This is a genomic window from Streptomyces sp. E11-3, from assembly GCF_046540415.1.
Classification (GTDB): Bacteria; Actinomycetota; Actinomycetes; order Streptomycetales; family Streptomycetaceae; genus Streptomyces.
Genome location: NZ_JAZGRL010000002.1, coordinates 106860 through 125887, shown reverse-complemented (window position 1 = coordinate 125887; position 19028 = coordinate 106860). Strand labels below are relative to the sequence as shown.

Annotated in this window: 14 protein-coding genes; 6 read left to right on the top strand and 8 right to left on the bottom strand. The window is 69.9% G+C overall.

From position 1 onward, the window contains the following. Positions 1–8: 8 nt before the first annotated feature. The 3 genes from U9R90_RS19335 to melC1 form a co-directional block, all read right to left on the bottom strand. Positions 9–2504 (bottom strand): FHA domain-containing protein, encoded by a 2496-nt coding sequence (locus U9R90_RS19335; protein ID WP_411057897.1) that lies wholly within the window; start codon positions 2502–2504, stop codon positions 9–11. A gap of 150 nt (positions 2505–2654) precedes the next feature. Further along, entirely contained in the window at positions 2655–3482 is an 828-nt protein-coding gene (gene melC2, locus U9R90_RS19330; RefSeq protein ID WP_411057896.1) for a tyrosinase MelC2, read from the bottom strand. A 17-nt stretch (positions 3483–3499) separates the two neighbouring features. Further along, a complete protein-coding gene (melC1, locus tag U9R90_RS19325) occupies positions 3500–3874 on the bottom strand; it encodes an apotyrosinase chaperone MelC1 (protein ID WP_411057895.1) in 375 nt (124 codons plus the stop codon). Between the two features lie 479 nt (positions 3875–4353). Here melC1 and U9R90_RS19320 point away from each other — a divergent pair, with 479 nt between their 5' ends. Beyond that, entirely contained in the window at positions 4354–5379 is a 1026-nt protein-coding gene (locus tag U9R90_RS19320) for a LacI family DNA-binding transcriptional regulator (protein WP_411057894.1), read from the top strand. A 40-nt stretch (positions 5380–5419) separates the two neighbouring features. On the opposite strand, the gene U9R90_RS19315 is transcribed toward U9R90_RS19320, so the two are convergent. Next, positions 5420–8209, bottom strand: a complete 2790-nt coding sequence (locus U9R90_RS19315) for a glycosyl hydrolase (protein ID WP_411057893.1) — start codon at positions 8207–8209, stop codon at positions 5420–5422. 351 nt (positions 8210–8560) lie between these two features. Between U9R90_RS19315 and iolD the strand changes: the two genes are divergently transcribed. The 3 genes from iolD to U9R90_RS19300 all read left to right on the top strand — a co-directional run bounded on the left by iolD (position 8561) and on the right by U9R90_RS19300 (position 12875). Further along, the gene (gene iolD, locus U9R90_RS19310) at positions 8561–10537 is read left to right on the top strand and encodes a 3D-(3,5/4)-trihydroxycyclohexane-1,2-dione acylhydrolase (decyclizing) (RefSeq protein ID WP_411057892.1); all 1977 of its coding nucleotides are present in this window, start codon (positions 8561–8563) and stop codon (positions 10535–10537) included. A gap of 102 nt (positions 10538–10639) precedes the next feature. Next, positions 10640–11872, top strand: coding sequence for a Gfo/Idh/MocA family protein (locus tag U9R90_RS19305; protein WP_411057891.1), 1233 nt, complete (start codon positions 10640–10642; stop codon positions 11870–11872). A 112-nt stretch (positions 11873–11984) separates the two neighbouring features. Next, on the top strand, positions 11985–12875 hold the full coding sequence (locus U9R90_RS19300) for a sugar phosphate isomerase/epimerase family protein (protein ID WP_411057890.1): 891 nt from the start codon (positions 11985–11987) through the stop codon (positions 12873–12875). A gap of 6 nt (positions 12876–12881) precedes the next feature. On the opposite strand, the gene U9R90_RS19295 is transcribed toward U9R90_RS19300, so the two are convergent. After that, entirely contained in the window at positions 12882–13835 is a 954-nt protein-coding gene (locus tag U9R90_RS19295) for a GlxA family transcriptional regulator (RefSeq protein WP_411057889.1), read from the bottom strand. Positions 13836–13905: 70 nt separating this feature from the next. On the opposite strand from U9R90_RS19295, the gene U9R90_RS19290 reads away from it, so the two are divergent. Beyond that, complete coding sequence (locus tag U9R90_RS19290; protein WP_411057888.1) at positions 13906–14745, top strand: alpha/beta fold hydrolase; 840 nt, start codon at positions 13906–13908, stop codon at positions 14743–14745. A 73-nt stretch (positions 14746–14818) separates the two neighbouring features. On the opposite strand, the gene iolB is transcribed toward U9R90_RS19290, so the two are convergent. Genes iolB through iolC form a run of 3 tightly spaced genes read right to left on the bottom strand, consistent with a single transcriptional unit; the run spans position 14819 to position 17673 of the window. After that, positions 14819–15766 (bottom strand): 5-deoxy-glucuronate isomerase, encoded by a 948-nt coding sequence (gene iolB / locus U9R90_RS19285; protein ID WP_411057887.1) that lies wholly within the window; start codon positions 15764–15766, stop codon positions 14819–14821. A gap of 25 nt (positions 15767–15791) precedes the next feature. Then, positions 15792–16679 (bottom strand): deoxyribose-phosphate aldolase, encoded by an 888-nt coding sequence (locus tag U9R90_RS19280; RefSeq protein ID WP_411057886.1) that lies wholly within the window; start codon positions 16677–16679, stop codon positions 15792–15794. 31 nt (positions 16680–16710) lie between these two features. After that, on the bottom strand, positions 16711–17673 hold the full coding sequence (gene iolC / locus U9R90_RS19275) for a 5-dehydro-2-deoxygluconokinase (RefSeq protein ID WP_411057885.1): 963 nt from the start codon (positions 17671–17673) through the stop codon (positions 16711–16713). 332 nt (positions 17674–18005) lie between these two features. Here iolC and U9R90_RS19270 point away from each other — a divergent pair, with 332 nt between their 5' ends. Then, positions 18006–19028 (top strand): sugar ABC transporter substrate-binding protein, encoded by a 1023-nt coding sequence (locus U9R90_RS19270; protein WP_411057884.1) that lies wholly within the window; start codon positions 18006–18008, stop codon positions 19026–19028.

The following is a 19028-nucleotide window of genomic DNA, read 5'->3' as shown; positions in this document are numbered from 1 at the left end:
TCAAGCCCCTACTTCCGCATGATGGCGGGCTCATGCCGCCGCAGCAGCCGCGCGACGGCGAAGCAGAACAGGACCGACAGCGCGGCCAGCATTCCCATGTTGAGCAGCCACACCCCGGCGGCGTGCTCGAACAGGGGGTCCTGCGTCAGTGTGCCGGGGACGACCTTGGACAGGTCGACCGTGCCCGCCATCGCGCCCAGTGCCCAGCGCGAGGGCACCAGCCACGCCACCTGTTCGAGCACCGGCACGCCGTCCAGCTGCAGCAACGCTCCGCAGAACACCACCTGGACGATGGCGAGCAGCACCAGCAGCGGCATGGTGACTTCTTCCTTGCGTACGAGCGCGGAGACGAACAGACCGAGCGTCATCGCCGTGAACGACAGCAGTGCCACCGCCAGTGTGATCTCCAGGAGGGGAGGCAGCAGCACCCCCTGGCCGCCCGGTGCGTTCAGATCGACGCCGACCAGTGCGACCAGGGTCAGAACCACGGCCTGTACGACCGTCACCGCGCCGAGTACCGCCACCTTGGACATCAGATACGCGGATCTGGACAGCCCCACCGCGCGTTCCCGCTGGTAGATCACCCGTTCCTTGACCAGCTCCCGCACGGCGTTGGCCGCCCCGGTGAGCACACCGCCCACGCACAGGATGAGCAGGGCGTTCATCGCCGTCTCCTGGGTGAGACGGCTGCCTGCCAGCGCGCGGGCCATCGCGCCCATCACGAAGGGCAGCGCGATCATGATCGCCAGGAAGGTGCGGTCGGCGCTGAGGGCGGCCGCGTACCGCCGTACGAGTGTCCCGAACTGCGCACCCCAACTGCGGGTCCGCGGTGGCGGAGCGGCAACGGCCGTCCGTGTGGCGGGACTCTGGCTGCGCGGCTGAGCGCTGGAGCCGGCGATGTACTGGCGGTGGAACACCGAGGTCCGGTACTCGTCCGCCCAGTCGCGTACCCGGTCGTTCTCGAACGCCTCGAACGCCTCGGGCCACTGCTCGAAGCCGAAGAAGGCGAGGGTGTCGTCCGGCGGCCCGTAGTAGGCGATCCGGCCTCCGGGGGCCAGCACCAGCAGCCGGTCGCACATCGCCAGGCTGAGCACGCTGTGTGTGACGACGATGACGGTTCGTCCGTCGTCGGCGAGGCCGCGGAGCATATGCATGACCGAACGGTCCATGCCGGGATCGAGCCCCGAGGTCGGCTCGTCGAGGAAGAGCAGCGACGGCTTGGTCAGCAGCTCCAGCGCCACGCTCACCCGCTTGCGCTGGCCGCCCGACAGCCGGTGGATCGGCAGGTCCTCGCGTTGTTCCAGGCCCAGCTCCCGGACGACTTCACTCACCCGGGCACGCCGTTCCGCGCGGACCGTGTCCCGGGGGAACCGGAGCTCGGCGGCGTATTCCAGTGCGCGGCGCACGGTGAGCTGGGAGTGCAGGATGTCGTCCTGCGGTACGAGGCCGATGCGCTGGCGCAGCTCGGAGTAGTCGCGGTAGAGGTCGCGGCCGTCGTAGAGGACGGTCCCCTCGTCCGCCGGGCGGAGGCCGGTCAGCGCGTTCAGCAGCGTGGACTTGCCGGCGCCGCTGGGGCCGACCACGGCCAGCAGGCACTTCTGGCCGACGGGGAACGAGACATGGTCGAGCAGCACCTTGCGGCCGTGGTCGACGGCGACCGCCAGGTCCTGCACGTCGAGGGAGACCTCGCCGGTGTCGACGAACTCCTGGAGCTGGTCGCCGACCAGGCAGAACGCGGAGTGGCCGATGCCGACGATGTCACCGGGGGAGACCCGGGCGCGGCCGACCGGCTGGCCGTTGAGGAAGGTGCCGTTGTGGCTGCCGAGGTCGACGATCTCGTAGGTGCCGTCGGAGTGGACCTCAAGTTCTGCGTGGCGGCGTGAGACGACGAGGTCGTCGATGACCAGGTCGTTGTCGAGGCCGCGGCCGATGCGCACGGTGCGCGTCGGGAGCGGCCGTACCGTGGTGGGCTGGCTGAAGGTGCCGGTCGCCGAGGGCATCGAGACGGCGGACGGCCGCTCCGGCGCCGGGGCCCGCGCAGGCGTGGGGGGCGACGCCGGCGTCGGGGGCCGCTCCGGCGTCGAGCGCGGCTCTGGCTGTGGTGGTTGCGCGGCGGGCGTCGAGGGCGGCTCTGGCTGTGGTGGCCGTGCGGCGGGCGTCGAGGGCCGCGCGGGCGGCGTCGGCTCGCGGCTCACCAGCACCGCGCGCGGCCCGTCCAGGGGGCTCCCGAACCGGATCTCGCTCCCGGGGCCGACGCCCGACTCCTGGATGCGCCTGCCCTCGGCGTAGGTGCCGTTGGTGCTGCCCTCGTCCTCCAGGGTCCAGTGGTCGGCTACCGGCCGCAGCACCGCGTGGTGCCACGAGACCCGGGCATCGTCGATGACGATGTCGCTCAAGGGGTCGCGCCCGACGTGATAGTCCCGGCCGGGGATCATCACCGTGGCGCCCGTGTCGGTTTCGAGGACGAGCACGGGCGCGGAGGGCGTGTGCGACGGCTCTCCCATGACCGAATTCTATCGATTGATCCAGTTACGCGCCTGATTGCTTCGTCGGTACCGCAGTGCTGGGCCGACCGCCTGTCCGCCCGGGCCCCGTGACAGGGCCCGGGCGTCGTCACGGGGCCCGGGCCTCGCGATGGGGTCCGGGCGTCGTGCCTAGGCGGCCGTGTCGTAGGTGTAGTCCGGCGTGTGGTCGAGCATGTCGGCCGGTGTCACGTCGTTCCACGGGCGCATCGTGTCGTGCAGGTCCACGACGTTGCGCGTGCCCGCCTGAGGGAGGTAGGGGGAGTCGGGGTGGCGCTGTTGCCACTGGGACCACAGCTTGTCGACGAACGCGTGGTGCAGCCAGAACACCGGGTCGTTCGGGGAGGCGCCGGTCGCCATGTGGCCGCCGACCCAGACGTGGACGCGGTTGTGCAGATTGGCACCGCGCCAGCCTTCGAGATGGTTACGGAACCCGTCGGAGGCGCTGTTCCACGGGGGCGCGTCATAAGTGGACATCGCCAGAACGGCGTCGACCTCGGCCCTGCTGGGCAGGGACCCGCCCCTGGAACCCAGCGTGCGCCGGAGGTAGTTGCGCCCGTCGACGCGGACGTTGATGGGCCAGGAACCGGAGGCGGCCGCGAAGGCGCCGTCCGTGACCCGCCCGTCCCGGTCGCGTCCGGTGCCGCCGAGGAAGTCGACGGCCCAGAGCGAGGAGGCGGCGGTGCGGTCGGCGGTCCAGTCCCAGTACGGGAGGGCCACGGATGGGTCCACGGCCTGGAGGGCTTGTTCGAACTCGATGAGGAATCTGCGGTGCCAGGGCAGGAACGACGGCGAGCGGTGGCCCACCCGGTCGCCGTGGTCGGTGTCGCTCATGATGAAGCCGTTGTGCGTGGTGACGAAGGTGTCGTACTGCCCGTTGCTCTTGAGAGCGAGGAGGGCGTTGACGAAGCGTCGCTTCTCGTCAGCGGTGAGCTGGGCCTGGTTCTTGCGAATGGTCATGGCAGTGGTGCTCCGGATCAGACGAGGGAGAGCGGCACGAGAGACGCGCCCTGGAGATCGACGACGGCGGCGCGGGCGAGACCGAGCGGTGTGGCCCGCGGCTCGTAGTGGTTGATCACGCTGATCCAGGTGCCGTCGGTGTTGCGCATGACGTGCAGCTCCTCGCCGTCTATGTGGACGGTGTAGCCCCCGTGATGGCTGCCATGGCTCCCGTGGTGCGACGGCGCGCCCTGTATGCGACGGCCCTGGTAGACCTCGTCGAACGAACCGGGCGTGTCGTGCGCCTGTGCGTCGGCCGCCTGGGCCGTGCCCTGTGCGTAACCGGCCATGGCCATAGCTGCGGCGGCGCCGGCAGCAGCCCCCAAGGCCTGTCGGCGAGTAATTGCGGACATGACAAAACCCCCAAGTAGGTGCGGTGAACAGGCGGTTCCGCTGGTCGGGCAGGAACCGCGACCGCCATGCCTACAGGGCTCCCGGTCATTGTCCGTAGTCGCGACAGGCTGGTTGGCCTGCATTAGGACATGTCGCCATACGAAGTACAGAATCGAACAAAGTTGATCTTCTCGTCCGCGCACCCCCTCCGGAGCTCGGGGTGCAAGTCCTGCGTCCAGTAAGGGGGTTGTGCGAAGAATCTTCACCTCTTGCGCAACAAACGTTCCCGGGGTCACAGCGCAGATCTGTCTGGAACATATGCCAAAGGCAGTGCTCGCGGGGCTTCGCGGAGCGCGCGACGCACAGCCTCCCTGAGAGCGCTCTCACTCGGCGTCCGGTACGGATATCCTGTGCCCTGCCAGGTCCTCAGCCGCAGGCGCAGTCGCCACCGCGGCAGACGGGCAGACGCGCAGACACGCAGACACAAGGAGCGCTTGCCTTGTCCGAGCCGACCGTCGGGTCCCGCCCCACCCTGGAAGCCGTCGCCGCCCGTGCCGGTGTCTCCCGGGCCACGGCGTCCCGCGTCGTCAACGGAGGCACCGGTGTCCGTGCTCCGCTGGTCGACAAGGTCCGGCAGGCGGTCGACGAGCTCGGATACGTACCGAACCATGCCGCGCGCACCCTCGTCACCCGGCACAATGGCGCGGTCGGTGTGGTCATCGCCGAGCCCGAGTTCCGAATCTTCTCGGACCCCTTCTTCGAGCGGCAGGTCCGCGGGATCAGCCGTGAGCTCATCGCGTACGACTCCCAGTTGGTGCTGCTGTGGGTGGAGGGCCCCGGCGACCATGACCGGATTGCGCGCTATCTCGGCGGCGGCCATGTCGACGGCGCGCTCGCCTTCTCGCTGCACAATGACGACGAGCTGCCCGCGCTCATCGGCCACGCCAAGATCCCCGCCGTGTTCGGCGGCCGCCCACCCGCGGGCCGCGGCCTCAACATCCCCTACGTCGACTGCGACAACCGCGGCGGGGCACGGGAGGCCGTGCGCCATCTGGTCTCCCTGGGCCGGGAGAACATCGCGCTCATCGCGGGCCCGCGTGACCAGACGTCGGCACTCGACCGGATCGACGGCTACCACGACGTACTGGTGGATGCCGACCCCGCGCTGCTCTGCCAGGGCGACTTCACCGCACAGAGCGGCGCACGGGCGATGGCGGAGCTGCTGGACCGCCGCCCGGACCTCGACGGCGTCTTCGCCTCCAACGACCTGATGGCGTCCGGCGCCCTGCGCACCCTGCGCGAGCGCGGCCTGCGGGTGCCCGATGACGTGGCGCTCGTCGGCTTCGACGACGTGGGCTCGGTGGCCGAGACGAGCGAACCGCCGCTGACCACCGTACGGCAGGACATCGAGGGCATGGGCCGACTGATGGTGCGCCTGCTGATGCGGCTGCTGAACGACTCCGGAGGCGACGCGCCCGCCTCGGTGATCACGCCGACCACGCTGGTGCGGCGGGCATCGGCCTGACCTCCGACGCCCGCCGCCGCTCATGGGGTGGCACGACCGGTCAGTCGTAGGGGATGACCAGGACTGACGTGGCGGTGCCGGTCTGCAGCGTGGACGTGCCGTTGCCGATGGCGGACCAGACCTCCAGGCGTACCGTCCCGCCCTTTAGGTCACCGAGCGTGCCGGTGGCGGCCTTGAGTCCGCGCGACTGGGCGTACTCCTCCCATCCGTTCACCGGATCGGTCGCGAAGTAGGCGTAGGTCTCGGTCCGTTCGAAGTCGCCGTCACCGGTGAGGTCGTAGCTGACCCGGGCCTGCTGGCCGAGTCCGACCGTGCTGCCCGCGTCGAGCTGGAGCCGGAAAGCGGTCGAGCGGCCCGGCGCGAGCGTGCCGTTGACGCCCTTGGCCTCGTACACGAGCGGGTTGTGCGGGGTGCCGTCGTGGTTGGCGCCACCGGCCGACGCGATCGTGTCGCTGCCCGGTGTGCCGTCGGTGGCCGTGGTGAGGGCACCGCCGCCGCGCAGCTGGAAGGTGTCGCCCGTCGGTGGGTCCGGATCGGGGTCCGGGTCCGGGTCGGGCTCGGGGTCGCCGGTACCCGTACCGGTGGCCGTCGAACGAGCAGGCACGGACAGGGACTTGCCGTCGGAGAAGGTCACCGTGCGGGCGGTCGGACCGTGGTTGTGTGCGGCGTACGTGCGTACCCCGCCCTTGGTGAAGACGGCCGAGGTCGGGATGGACCCGGTCACGGTCGCATCGGGCGCACCGAACGTGTCCAGGGTGTTGATCCAGTGGTAGGTGTGGGCCTTGGACTCGCCCTGCTCGGGGGTGTACCCCGCGTGGCCCGCGTCCCACTTCGACTTGGCCTTCGCCGGGTCGGCGAGCGACTCGAACTCCCAGAGGATGTCCCGCCATTCGACGGCTGGGCCGCCGTTCTCGCGCTCCATCTCGGCGATATTGCGCCGGATGGCCGCCTTGTGGCCGCCCAGGTGCAGTGAACCGCCGGTCACCGGCAGGACGTTGATGCCGTGGATCTCCTCGGGGTTCGCGGTCCACCAGGTGGCGTACGCCGCGCCACTGCCCCACACCATGCCGACCGTGTCATGCCCGTAGGAGGACGGGAAGGCCTTCTCGTCGGCGTCGAACCAGTACTGGGCGATGGACTCGGACTCGGTGGTCAGCAGATAGGTGCCGAGGTCGCGCAGCGAGGTGTCTCCGGTGGCCGATCCCCACAGCACCAGAGCGGCACTGAGGTTGGTGGACTCCGACGACGACTCCTGGTTGTTTCCGGCGGCGAAGCCCTGGTGCCCGGAGGCCCAGCTGTGGCCCGCGTAGACGTCGAAGCCGCGTAGGAAGGGGAAGGCGGTGTCGGTGCGGCTGGGGTTGGCCGTGTCGCGGACGAGGGTCTTGACCATGCCGCCCCAGGCGGAGTCGGCGGCCCAACTCTGGTCGTACTGGGCGACGATGGCCGCCGCGTACACGTAGTAGCCGTAGTGGAAGTGGTGGTCGTTGAGCTCGGTGTCGCTGCCGTAGGAGGCCGGGTAGCCGGTGAGGGTCCGCCAGTCCTTGTCGTACGAGAACTCGTTGGCGCCGCCCGCGGTCAACCACTCCTGGAGCCTGCCCTTGATCAGCGCGAGGAGCTTGTCGCGGGTGGCGTCCTCGCCGATCTGCTCGGCGACGGGCACGAGTTGGGCGAGGCGGCCGAGCGCCTTGCCGGTCCAGTAGGTGTCCGTCGCACCGGAGAACGGGTCATCGGCGCTGACGACCTCGTTCAGATAGCCGCGCAGCCGGGCCGTGTCGACACCGTCCGACTTCGGCAGCGCGGGCAGCACGCCGGACGCCTTCTGGCTGGTGGTGAAGGAGGCCGCCGCGCGGACCTTCATCGTGCCGCGCGGGGAGACGTACGTGTACGGGGTGAGCGGGTCCGTGGTGTTCAGCCACTGGTGGCGGTACAGGGCCTGGAGCGTGCCGCGCTCGCTGCCTTCCTCGGCCCGCGTCGTCAGGGTGTAGGTGGCCTTCACCGTGCCGCCGCTGGAGCTCCAGGCCACCTTGGAGCCGGTGACGAAGCTGTAGGCGTACTTCTTGTAGGTGGCGAGCGCGTCCTTGGCGGGGAGTACGGCCACCGAGAAGTAGTCCCGGGAGCCGAGGCCCGCGCGGATGGTGGAGCCGGAGACGCTCCAGTCGCTGCCGGTGGGGGCGAACAGCGCGTAGTGGTGGCCGCCGACGGTGATGCCGAGGACGTTGCCCTGGTCGGCGAAGACGGTGGGGGCGCCGGCCGTGGTGATCTGCGCGTCGGCACCGGAGCCCTTGGCGTATACGAACGGCATGCCGTGGCCGATGGTGGTGCGCAGGGTACGGGCGCCGTCGGACCAGTAGGGGGTCACGGTCCAGTCGGACCAGCCGTCGGCCTTGGTGTCGGGGGAGTTGAGACCGGCGAGGCCGATGGTGAGGTCGCGCTTGTGGGCGAACTCGTACTGGCGGCCGTCGCCGACGATCGCCGGGCTGGTCGGATAGCCGACGTCGAGCCCGCCCGAGGTGGCCTGGTAGGTGAGCGGGTGGCCGTACATGGGGGTGGAGTACGGGTTGTCGTCATAGCGCTGGAAGGCGAGTGACGACCACCAGTCGTTGGTGGGTACGGGGCGGCTCCTGGCGGCGTCGGTGACCTTTGGGGTGACCGGTGTGCCGGTGTTGGTGGTGGGTCCTGACGTGCCGGCGGGGCGGGTGTCGGAGTAACTGCCGGAGCCGACGGGGACGGGGTCGGCCGCCGCCGGAGTCGCGGCCGGACCGAGTCCGACCGCGGCCACGGCGGTGGCCAGGACCAGCGCTGCGGCTGGTCTGGTGTGGGGGGCTGGCATGGACGGCACCTCGAGTCATCAGGGGACCGGGGGTCTCCGGGGTCCGGGTCCGGGGGTCCGGGAGCCCGGAGTTCTGAGAGCGCTCTCAGAGCCTCTCAGGTGCGGAACGTAAAACTCCTGAAATCAACTGTCAAGAGAACGGACGCACTTGGCACTTGGGGCCTGCGCTAAGCCGGAAAGCCTTCGACTCTTGAACCGGAGCTGCTTTCGTGAGGGCAAATAGATGTATTCGATGATGGATTAATGATGGATTCCACCCCTTCAGAAAGCCCTGGTGGCGCGCCTAGCGTTGCGCTCAGGTAATCGGCCTGGCCCACGGGCCGTGGCGCCCTCCCGACCAGGAGCCCGATCATGACCGACCCGACCAAGCGGCGCACCGTACGCCTCACCGTGGCCCAAGCCGTCGTCACCTATCTCTCCCGGCAGTACTCCGTCGCCGATGGCGAACGGCGCCGACTGATACCCGCTGCCCTGGGCATCTTCGGCCACGGCAATGTGGCCGGACTCGGCCAGGCACTGGACCAGCTCAGCGACGAACTGCCCTTCGTCCAGGGCCGCAACGAGCAGGCACTCGTCCACATCGCGACCGCCTACGCCAAGGCGTCCCAGCGGCACGCCACACTGGCGGTCACCGCGTCCATCGGGCCGGGCGCGCTGAACATGGTGACCGGCGCCGGCCTGGCGACCGTCAACCGGCTGCCCGTACTGCTGCTGCCCGGCGACACCTACGCGACGCGCCACCAGGGGCCTGTGCTCCAGCAGTTGCAGCACCCCGTCGACGCCGACGCCTCGGTCAACGACGCCTTCCGGCCCATCTCCCGGTTCTTCGACCGCATCACCCGGCCCGAGCAGCTGCTCACGGCGCTGCCCGCCGCGATGCGCACGCTCACCGACGTGGACACCGGCGCGGTCGTCGTCTCCCTTCCGCAGGACATCCAGTCCCATGCGTACGACTACCCCGTGGAGTTCTTCGCCGAGCGTGACTGGCCGATCCGGCGCCCGGCACCGGACGCCGACGAGGTCGCGGCGGTGGCACGGATGCTTGCCGAGGCGGAGAAGCCGCTGATCATCGCCGGTGGCGGTGTGGTGTACTCCGGTGCCACCAAGGAGCTGGAGTCGCTGGCCGACGCGGCAGGCATCCCTGTCGCGGAGACCTTCGCGGGCAAGGGCGCGGTCCAGTGCCGCGCCTGGTGGCAGCTGGGCGGTATCGGTCTGGAGGGGACCCCGGCCGTCAACACCCTGGCCGCGGAAGCCGACTTCGTACTGACGGTGGGCTCACGCCTGACCGACTTCGCCACCGCGTCACAGTCCGTCTTTGAGAACCCGGATGTGCGGTTCGCCAGTATCAACGTCAACGCGCATGACACGGGCCGCCTGGGCGCGACGGGCATCGTGGCCGACGCCAAGCGGGCCCTGGCCGCGCTGACGGAAGCCGTCCGCCGCGACGGCACCGTCACGTCCCCGGCGTGGCAGGCGAAGACACGTTCCCTGGACGACCAGTGGCAGGCCCGGCGAGCGGCCGCTCTCGACCCGAACACCCCCTTCGACCTCGCGGCGCTGCCCGCCGAATCCGACGTCGTGCCTGACACCGACGCGCTCCTCACCCAGGGCCAGCTGATCGGCCTGCTCCAGGAGCACGCCCAGCCCGGCGACACGATCATCGCGGCCGCCGGTGGCCCGCCAGGCGATCTGCAGAAGGTGTGGGACGCCACCGAAGGCCGCTTCGCACACCTGGAGTTCGGCTTCTCCTGCATGGGCTACGAACTGCCCGCAGCGATCGGTGTCCGCTTCGCGGTTCCCGACCCGTCGAAGCGGGTGCTGTCCCTCCTCGGCGACGGTACGTTCCTGATGGCCCCGACCGAACTCGTCACGGCCGCCCAGGAGAAGCTCCCGGTCACGATCGTTATCCCGGAGAACCACGGCTACCAGGTCATCCACCGCCTCCAAATGATGCGCAGCGGCCGCGAGTTCGGAAACGAGTTCCGCTACCGCGAGGGCGGCCTGCACCTCGCGGAAGCCGTCGGTCACCCCAAACCGGCCCGCCTGGAAGGCGAGTACCTCCAGGTGGACCTCGTCCGCACCGCGTCGGGACTCGGCGCACACGCCCTGCGGGCCACCACCGCCGACGAGGTACGGGCCGCGCTGGCCGACACCCGTGACCACGAGGGCCCGGTCGTGATCGTGGTACCCGTCATCCCGCACGCCGACCTGCCCGGTTCCGGAGTGTGGTGGGACGTGGCCCCGGCCGAGGTCTCCGAGCAGGAGTCGGTCGCCCGGCTGCGCCGCCAGTACGAAGACGGCCTGGCCTCCCAGCGGTGGTACGGATGAACCGCTCTCCCCTCGACCACGGCAACCTGCGCGCCCGGCCCACATCCGGCGACACCACCCACAGCCCGCCCCCAGCCTGAGGACCACGAGGAGAACCACCCAATGACCGCGAAAACCCCGGGCGCCGCTCGCGAGACAGGCGTCGGACTGATCAGCGTCGGCTGGATGGGCAAGCTCCACACCCGCGCCTACCAGGCCATGCCGTCCGTCTACCCCGAACTGGGCCTCAAACCACGCCTGGTGCACGCCGCGGACACGGCCGAGGACCGTGTGGCCTACGCCCGCGACGTACTCGGCTACGAGAAGGCGAGCACCGACTACCGCGCCGTCCTGGCGGACCCGGACGTCGACGTCGTATCCATCTGCGCGCCGAACGTGCTCCACCACGAGATCGGCATCGCCGCCGCCAAGGCCGGGAAGCCGTTCTGGATCGAGAAGCCCGTCGGACGCGGCGCCGAAGAGACCGCCGAAGTCGCCGCCGCCGCACGCTCGGCCGGCCTGGTCACCTCCATCGGCTACAACTACCGGCACGCACCCGCCGTCGAGCGGGCCAGGGAGCTGATCGCCGAAGGGAGGCTGGGCCGTATCACCAATGTGCGCGCCACCTTCTTCTCCGGCTACGCGGCCGAGCCCAAGGGCGCCCTGTCCTGGCGCTTCAAGCGGGACCTGGCGGGACACGGCGCGCTGAGCGACCTGATGAGCCATGTCGTGGACCTGGTCAGCTATGTCGTCGCCCCCATCAGCGAAGTGTCCGCGCTCACCAGCACCGTCTACACCGAACGGCCCATCCTCCCCATGGGGTCAGGTACGCACTTCGCGGTCATCGAGGACGGCGAGATGGCCAGGGTCGAGAACGACGACTACACCGCCGCGCTCGTCCGCTTCGCCCCAGGGGCACACAGCACGGGAGCGGTCGGCACCCTGGAGGCGTCGCGCACCATAGTCGGCCCGCAGTGCGGCTTCGGCTTCGAGATCTACGGCACCGACGGCTCGGTCACCTGGAACTTCGAACGCATGAACGAACTCCGCGTCGCCCTGGAGCGCAGCGGCCCCCACCAGGGCTACACCACCGTGCTCGGCAACGGCCACCTGGGCGACTACGCCCGCTTCCAGCCTGGACCGGGCAACAGCATGGGCTACGACGACCTGAAGGTGATCGAGGCCAAGAAGTTCCTGGCCGCCGTGGCCGGTATCGAACACCGCAACTCGACGATCGAGGACGCGCACGCCGTCGCCGAGATGATCTCCGCGGCGGCCGCCTCCGCCGAGAGCGGCGCCTGGCGGCGCGTGCCCGACGTACCCGGAGCGCACTTCGGTCACACGGCGCGGAGTTAATCCTCGTCCGCCTGACCTTCACCGACGCCGCCGGTGGCGTCGCGCACGTACGCGCCGGGCGGCCGCCCGCCGCAGTCGCCAACCCCGACCGGACCCACCGAAAGGCCACCGCATGAACACCACCCAGCCGCTGAACAGGATCGCCGGCGCGCCCATCTCCTGGGGAGTGTGTGAAGTCCCCGACTGGGGCTACCAGTTGACGCCGGACCGAGTGCTGAAGGATATGCAGGAGGTCGGCCTGGCCGCCACCGAACTCGGCCCCGAGGGCTTCCTGCCCAGCCAGCCGCAGGCCATGGCCGAAGTACTCGCCCACCACGACCTGCACGCCGTCGGCGGCTTCACACCGCTCCTGCTGCACGTACCCGAGCACGACCCGCTCCCGGAGGTGGAGCAGCTCCTGGAAGGCTACGCCGCCTCGCACGCGGAAGTCCTCGTCCTGTCCGCCGTCACCGGCCAGGACGGCTACGACTCCCGCCCCGAACTCGACGCGGACGGCTGGAAACTGCTCCTGGCCAACCTGGACCGCCTGACGTCACTGGCCGCCGAACGCGGCGTACGAGCCGTCCTGCACCCGCACGTCGGCACCATGATCGAGAACGGTGACGAGGTCCAGCGCGTCCTGGAGCACTCGGCCATCTCCCTCTGCCTCGACACCGGCCACCTCCTCATCGGCGGCACCGACCCGGCCGAGCTGACCCGCCAGGCACCCGAGCGGATCGCCCACACCCATATGAAGGACGTGGACGTGAAGCTCGCCGCGAAGGTCCAGTCGGGCCGCCTCACCTACACCGAAGCCGTACGCGAGGGCATGTACCGCCCCCTCGGCGCCGGCGACGTCGACGTCCGGGCCATCGTCACGCACCTGGGCGCACGCGGATACGACGGCTGGTACGTCCTGGAACAGGACACCGTCCTCACCGAGGAGCCCACCGGCAAGGGGCCGATCGAGGACGTGTGGGCCAGCGCCGAGCACCTGCGCTCCGCGCTGCGGGGCACCGCGTAGACCGCGCTACCGGGTTTCGCCGAAGGTCCGTCGGTAGGCGCCGGGTGTGGTGCCGAGATGCGCCCGGAATCGGCGGCGCAGGTTGACCGCCGAGGCGAGTCCGACCCGGGTGGCGATGGCTTCCACCGGAAGACCGGTCTGTTCCAGCAGTACCCGTGCCGCGTCGATGCGCTGGCCGAGCAGCCACTGTCCCGGGCTGGTGCCGAGCTGTTCGGTGAACCGCCGGGCGAGAGTCCGGCTGGACAGCCCCGCGCGTTCGGCGAGCCGGTCGAGGGTCAGCCGGGTGCCGAGCTGGGAGGTGGCCCACTCCAGCAGTGGCGCCAACGACTCGTCCGCCCTGGCCGGGGCGGGCTGTGAAGCGTACTGGAGTTGGCTGCCCTCCCGGTGTGGCGGCAGCACCATGTTCCGGGCGATCTGGGCGGCGTAGGCCGCGCCGTGATCGGAACGTACGAGGTGCAGGCACAGGTCGATGCCCGCGCCGGTCCCGGCGCTGGTCGCCACGTCGCCGTGGTCCACGTAGAGCACGTCCGGGTCCACCCGCACCTCGGGGAAGTCGGCGGCGAGTTGGGCGGTGCGGCGCCAGTGGGTGGCGGCGCTGCGGCCATCGAGCAGTCCGGCCTGAGCGAGGACGAACGCCCCTGTGCAGATGCCGACGATCCTCGCCCCGCGCTGGTGGGCGGCCCGCAGCGCCTCGGTGACGGTCGGTGCCACCGGTGCGCCGGGCGGCAGCCGACCGGGTACGACCACGGTGTCCGCCTCCCGCAGGGCTGCCAGCCCCGCGTCGACGAGCATCGCGTAGCCGACGGTGGTCTGCAGGGGGCCGGGGCGCTCGGCGCAGATCCGGAAGCTGTAGTGGGCCGGCACATCCTGCGGGACGGTGCCGAAGACCTCGGCGGCACAGGCGAGTTCGAAGGGCGACTGGGGCGGGTTGAGCAGGGCCACCACCCGATGAAGGCTCATGGCAAGAATATACCCATGAGTGTCTTTCTGGACTCTCGGCCGGGAGGTCGACCCCGGTCACAGTGGTCCCATGAGTGAAACCACCGAAACGAAGGTGCTGCGGACCGCAGTCGAGGTCAACGGCGAAACGGCCAGCTACCTGACCGTGGAGCAGGACGGCCCGGCCGTGTTGCTGCTGCACGGAACGTACTGGAGCCGGGTCTGGCTTCCGGTCCTTGCCCGCCTCGCCCAGGCGGGGCTACGCCCCATCGCGGTCGATCTCCCCGGACTGGGACGCTCGGGAGGCGAACTCACCCCGGAAACGGCCACGGTCCCGGCCCTCGCGGACTGGGTGGCGCACTTCGCGTCCACGTTGAAGCTCTCCGGGCCGATCGCCGTGGCAGGCCATGACATCGGCGGCGCCATCGCCCAGCACCTCTTCGCCCACGACCGGCTGGAGGTGCCCCGGCTGGCCTTGGTCAACTCGGTCACCTACGACTCCTGGCCCGTGCCTGGCGTGGCCCGGTTCCGGGACCCGGAGGTCGTCGCGGCAACCACCGCCGACGCATTTCTCGCCGCCCGCCGACAGGCCGTGACAACGGCGCTGGCCGGTGCCGCCACCAAGGAGCGGATCGCTGACTACCTGGATCCGTGGACCACTCAGCGGGTTCGCCGCTCCTGGATGACCCTGGCGGGCGCGGCCGACAGCCGCTACACCCTTGACCTCGTTCCCGCGCTGCAGCGGTCCACGAAGCCCAAGTTGCTGATCTGGGGCGAGGACGACGGCTTCCAGAAACTGGAGTACGCCGAGCGGTTCACCTCGGAGATCCCTCAAACCACACTCGTACGTATCCCAGATGCGGGGCACATCCCCACGGAGAACGCCCCCGACCAGGTCGCCCGCGCCCTCAGCGATTTCTTCACGGCATAGAGGTCGTGTTCGGGCCCCGGCCTTCCATTCCTTTCGTATGGCCGGTGGCCGGACGCAGTTCGTACAGCCGGACTCAGTCGGCGTCGTGACGGCTGCCGGGCGCGGTGTAGAGGGGGAGACGGTTGTCTATGGGGCGGCCGACCCAGCTGTCGCGGACGTCGGCGTGTTCGGGGTGGTCGCAGATCAGCCAGACGCGCTCGGCGCCGGGCCCGGCCATGACGTTGAGGAAGTACATGTCGTGTCCGGGCGCGGCGACCGAGGGGCCGTGCCAGCCGTCGGGCACGAGGACGACGTCGCCGTCGCGGACCTCGGCCAGGAGATCCGTGTTGCGGCCGTTGCCGGAGGGGGAGACCCGCTGGTAGCCGAGGCCCGGGGCACCGTCGCGGTCGGCGATCTCGAAGTAGTAGACCTCCTCCAGCCGGCTCTCGCCCACGCGGTCCTCGTCGTGCTTGTGCGGTGGGAAGGAGGACCAGTTGCCGCCCGGAGTGAGTACTTCCACGGCGATCAGCTTGTCGCACGCGAAACCCTGCTCACCGGAGCCGCCTCCGGGGCGGGCCGCGGCGGCGAAGTTGTTGACCTGCCTGCTGTACCGGCCGCTGCCGCGCAGTTCGACGGGGACGGCCGAGGCAGGCTGGTATCGGGCGGGCAGCCGCCGCGTACAGCGTGCTCCCGTGAGGGCGAAGCGCCCGCCGTCGCGCGTGGCCAGGGAGGCGTGGGCGTCGCGCGGTGCGTAGACGAAGTCGGTGACGCCGGTGAAGACGCTCTCCCGTCCCGTCAGCCGGAAGGTCTGGCCTTCGACGGCGACCGTGCAGGACCCGGAGAGCGGCAGGACGATCCACTCGCTGTCCCCGGTGTCGAAGTCGTGCCAACCGCCGGGCGGCAACTCGACGACGCGCAGGCTGGAGAACTCCCAGCCCGCGGTCTCGGGCGATACGTCAACGGTGTAGAGGCCGTTCGCGGCCTTGCCCGCAGGCAGGTGGCACTCGTGTTCCTGGCGCTGTGGCTCGGGCGTACGGGTCACGGTGTGAGCCTCCTCGGGGTGTGGTTCACAGCAGGCCCACGGCCGTGTCGACCGCGGTCTCCACGCTGCCGGTGGCGGGGTAGAGCAGGGAGCGGCCGACCACCAGGCCGTGCACAGTGGGGAGTTGGAGGGCCTTGCGCCACTTCTCGTAGGCGGCCTCCTGTTCCGCGGCGGAGGGACCGATGGCCCCGCCGAGGAGCACGGCGGGCAGTGTGGATGCCTCCACGGCCTGTGCCATGTCGTCGGGATCGTCGGTCACGGGCAGCTTGAGCCAGGTGTACGCGGAGGTGCCGCCCAGGCCCGAGGCGATGGCGATCGAGCGGGTGACCGCCTCGACGCTCAGATCGTTGTGGACGCTCTGGCCGACGCGTCGTGTGATGAACGGCTCGATGAAGAGCGGCAGTTGACGGTCGGCCATCGTGTGGACGGCCTGTGCGGTGGCCTCAAGCGTGTCGAGCGATCCGATGTCGTCGTAGTCGATGCGCAGCAGCAGTTTGCCGGCGTCGAAACGGAGTCTGGCCAGGTCCTCGGGCCGGTGCCCGGTGAAGCGGTCGTCCAGTTCGAAGGAGGCGCCCGCGAGGCCGCCGCGGTTCATGGAGCCCATGGCCACCTTGCCTTCGAGGGCGCCGAGCAGGAGCAGGTCCTCCAGGATGTCGGCGGTGCCGAGCACTCCGTCGACCCCCGGGCGCGCCAGTGCCGTGCACAGCCGCTCCAGCAGGTCGGCGCGCCGGGCCATGGCGTGCGGCTGTCCACCGGCGGCCAGTGCGCCGCGGGCGGGGTGGTCGGCGGCCACGATCATCAGCCGGCCGCTGTCCCCGACCAGGGGGCGGCGCGTGCGGCGGGCTGCGGCCTCGGCGATGGCTTCGGGGTGGCGGGCCCGGATGCCGGCGAGGTCGGAGATGCCGATGTTCAAGGGATGACTTCTTTCGGTGAGCGTGTGGAGATCAGTTGCGGGCGAGGAAGTCGCGCAGCTCGTCCGGGGTGGGCATCGCGGACGAGCAGGCGAGGCGGGTGGCGACGAGGGCTCCGGCCGCGTTCGCGTACTGCATGATCCGCTTGAGGTCCCAGTCGGCGAGGAGCCCGTGGCAGAGCGCGCCGCCGAAGGCGTCGCCGGCCCCCAGGCCGTTGACGACCTCGACCGGGGTCGGCGGGACCTCGGCGACGGTGCCGTCGCGGTGGACGGCGAGTACCCCCTTGGGGCCCTGCTTGACCACGGCCAGCTGCACGCCCATGTCGAGCAGGGCCTGGGCGCAGGCGCGTGGCTCGCGTACGCCCGTGGCGACCTCGCACTCGTCGAGGTTGCCGACGGCGACCGTCGTGTGGCGCAGCGCCTCGGCGTAGTAAGCGTGCGCCCGAGCGGGGTCGCTCCAGGCTGCGCTTTTCCAAAACGTGGGACGCCAGTCGAGGTCGAAGACGGTGATGCCCCGCTTGGCCCGCGCTTCGAGGGCGGCGAGCGTCGCCGCGCGGCTCGGCTCCTCGCTGAGTCCGGTGCCGGTGATCCAGAAGACGCGGGCGTCCCGGATGGCGTCCAGATCCAGCTCGTCGGTCTCGATTTCCAGGTCGGGTGCCTTGGGCTGCCGGTAGAAGTACAACGGGAAGTCGTCCGGCGGGAAGATCTCGCAGAAGGTGACGGGAGTCGGGTAGGCGGCCACCGGCGTCACCCAGCGGTCGTCGACGCCGAACTCCTTGAGCGCCTGATGTACATAGGTGCCGAAGGGGTCCTGACCGGTCCGGCTGATGAGGGCCACGGACCGGCCGAGTCGGGCAGCGGCGACGGCGACATTGGTGGCGGAACCGCCGAGGAACTTCCCGAAGCTTTCGACCCTTTCCAGCGGCACACCGGTCTGCAGCGGATAGATGTCCACTCCCGTCCGGCCCATGGTGATCAGATCGAAACGATCGTTCATTGGCGACTCTCCTGAGTACGGGCAGACGTCTTCCCACCGCGATGGGAAGGCGACGGGAAGGTGAGGGGAAGGCCGGGGAGCGCCCCGGCTCCTTCAGGTGTAGAGGGCACGCGTAACCGACGTCAAGCAAATGTAAGGACATCTTGGCTTGAGGGATAAATGATGTCTTTACAAACGTTGACCCCCGGCGTGCAGCGGGGTTCTATCTCGGCATAGGCAACAGCCGTGTTAACGGCACGTGACCCGCAGCGTCTGCTCGGTGTGACCCGCAGCGCCTGCTCGGTCGGTCGCCTCTCCCCTTCCCCCCTGTCACACAGTGAGGTGCAGGAAAGATGGACCGCTCGCTCCACCCTCGTACTCGCAGATTCGTCCCAGCCGCTGCCGCCGCAGCGGCGGCAGCAGTGCTGTTGGCCGCAGGCTGCTCAAGTAGCTCCGGCGGGAAGGCGGCTGAGGAAGCCGCGGAGAACGCCCCGGCAGGCAAGGCCAGCACTCCTCGCATGACCGTCGCGATGATCACGCACGCGGCCCCCGGCGACACGTTCTGGGACACCATACGAAAGGGCGCAGAGGCCGCCGCCGCCAAGGACAACGTCAAGCTGATCTACTCCAACGACCCCAGCGGACCCAACCAGGCCAACCTGGTGCAGAACGCGATCGACCAGAAGGTCGACGGCATCGCGGTCACCCTGGCCAAGCCGGACGCCATGAAGGGCGTCGTGGCCCAGGCGAAGAAGGCCGGTATCCCGGTGGTCGGCTTCAACGGCGGCATCGATGAGTGGAAGAAGCAGGGCCTCCTGGAGTACTTCGGGCAGGACGAGTACGTCGCGGGCAAGGCCTTCGGCAAGAAGCTCAACGAGACCGGCGCCAAGCACGACATCTGCGTGGTCCAGGAGCAGGGGCATGTGGCCCTGGAGGCCCGCTGTAAGGGCGTGAAGGACGGTTTCAACGGCAAGACGGAAGTCCTCTACGTCAACGGCGCCAACATGCCGTCGGTGCAGTCGACGATCGTCGCCAAGCTCAAGCAGGACTCGTCCATCGACCAGGTGGTCACGCTCGGTGCCCCGTTCGCGCTGACCGCGGTGAAGTCGATCGCTGACACGGGGAGCAAGGCCAAGGTGGCCACGTTCGACCTGAACAAGGACCTGATCGGCGCCGTCAAGGGCGGCGACATCGAGTTCGCGGTGGACCAGCAGCCCTACCTGCAGGGCTATTTGGCGGTCGACTCGCTGTGGCTGTACAAGACCAACGGCAACTACAGCGGCGGCGGTGAGGCGCCGGTGCTGACCGGTCCGGCCTTCGTCGACAAGTCCAACGTCGACACCGTCGCCAAGTTCGCCGCGAAGGGCACCCGGTGA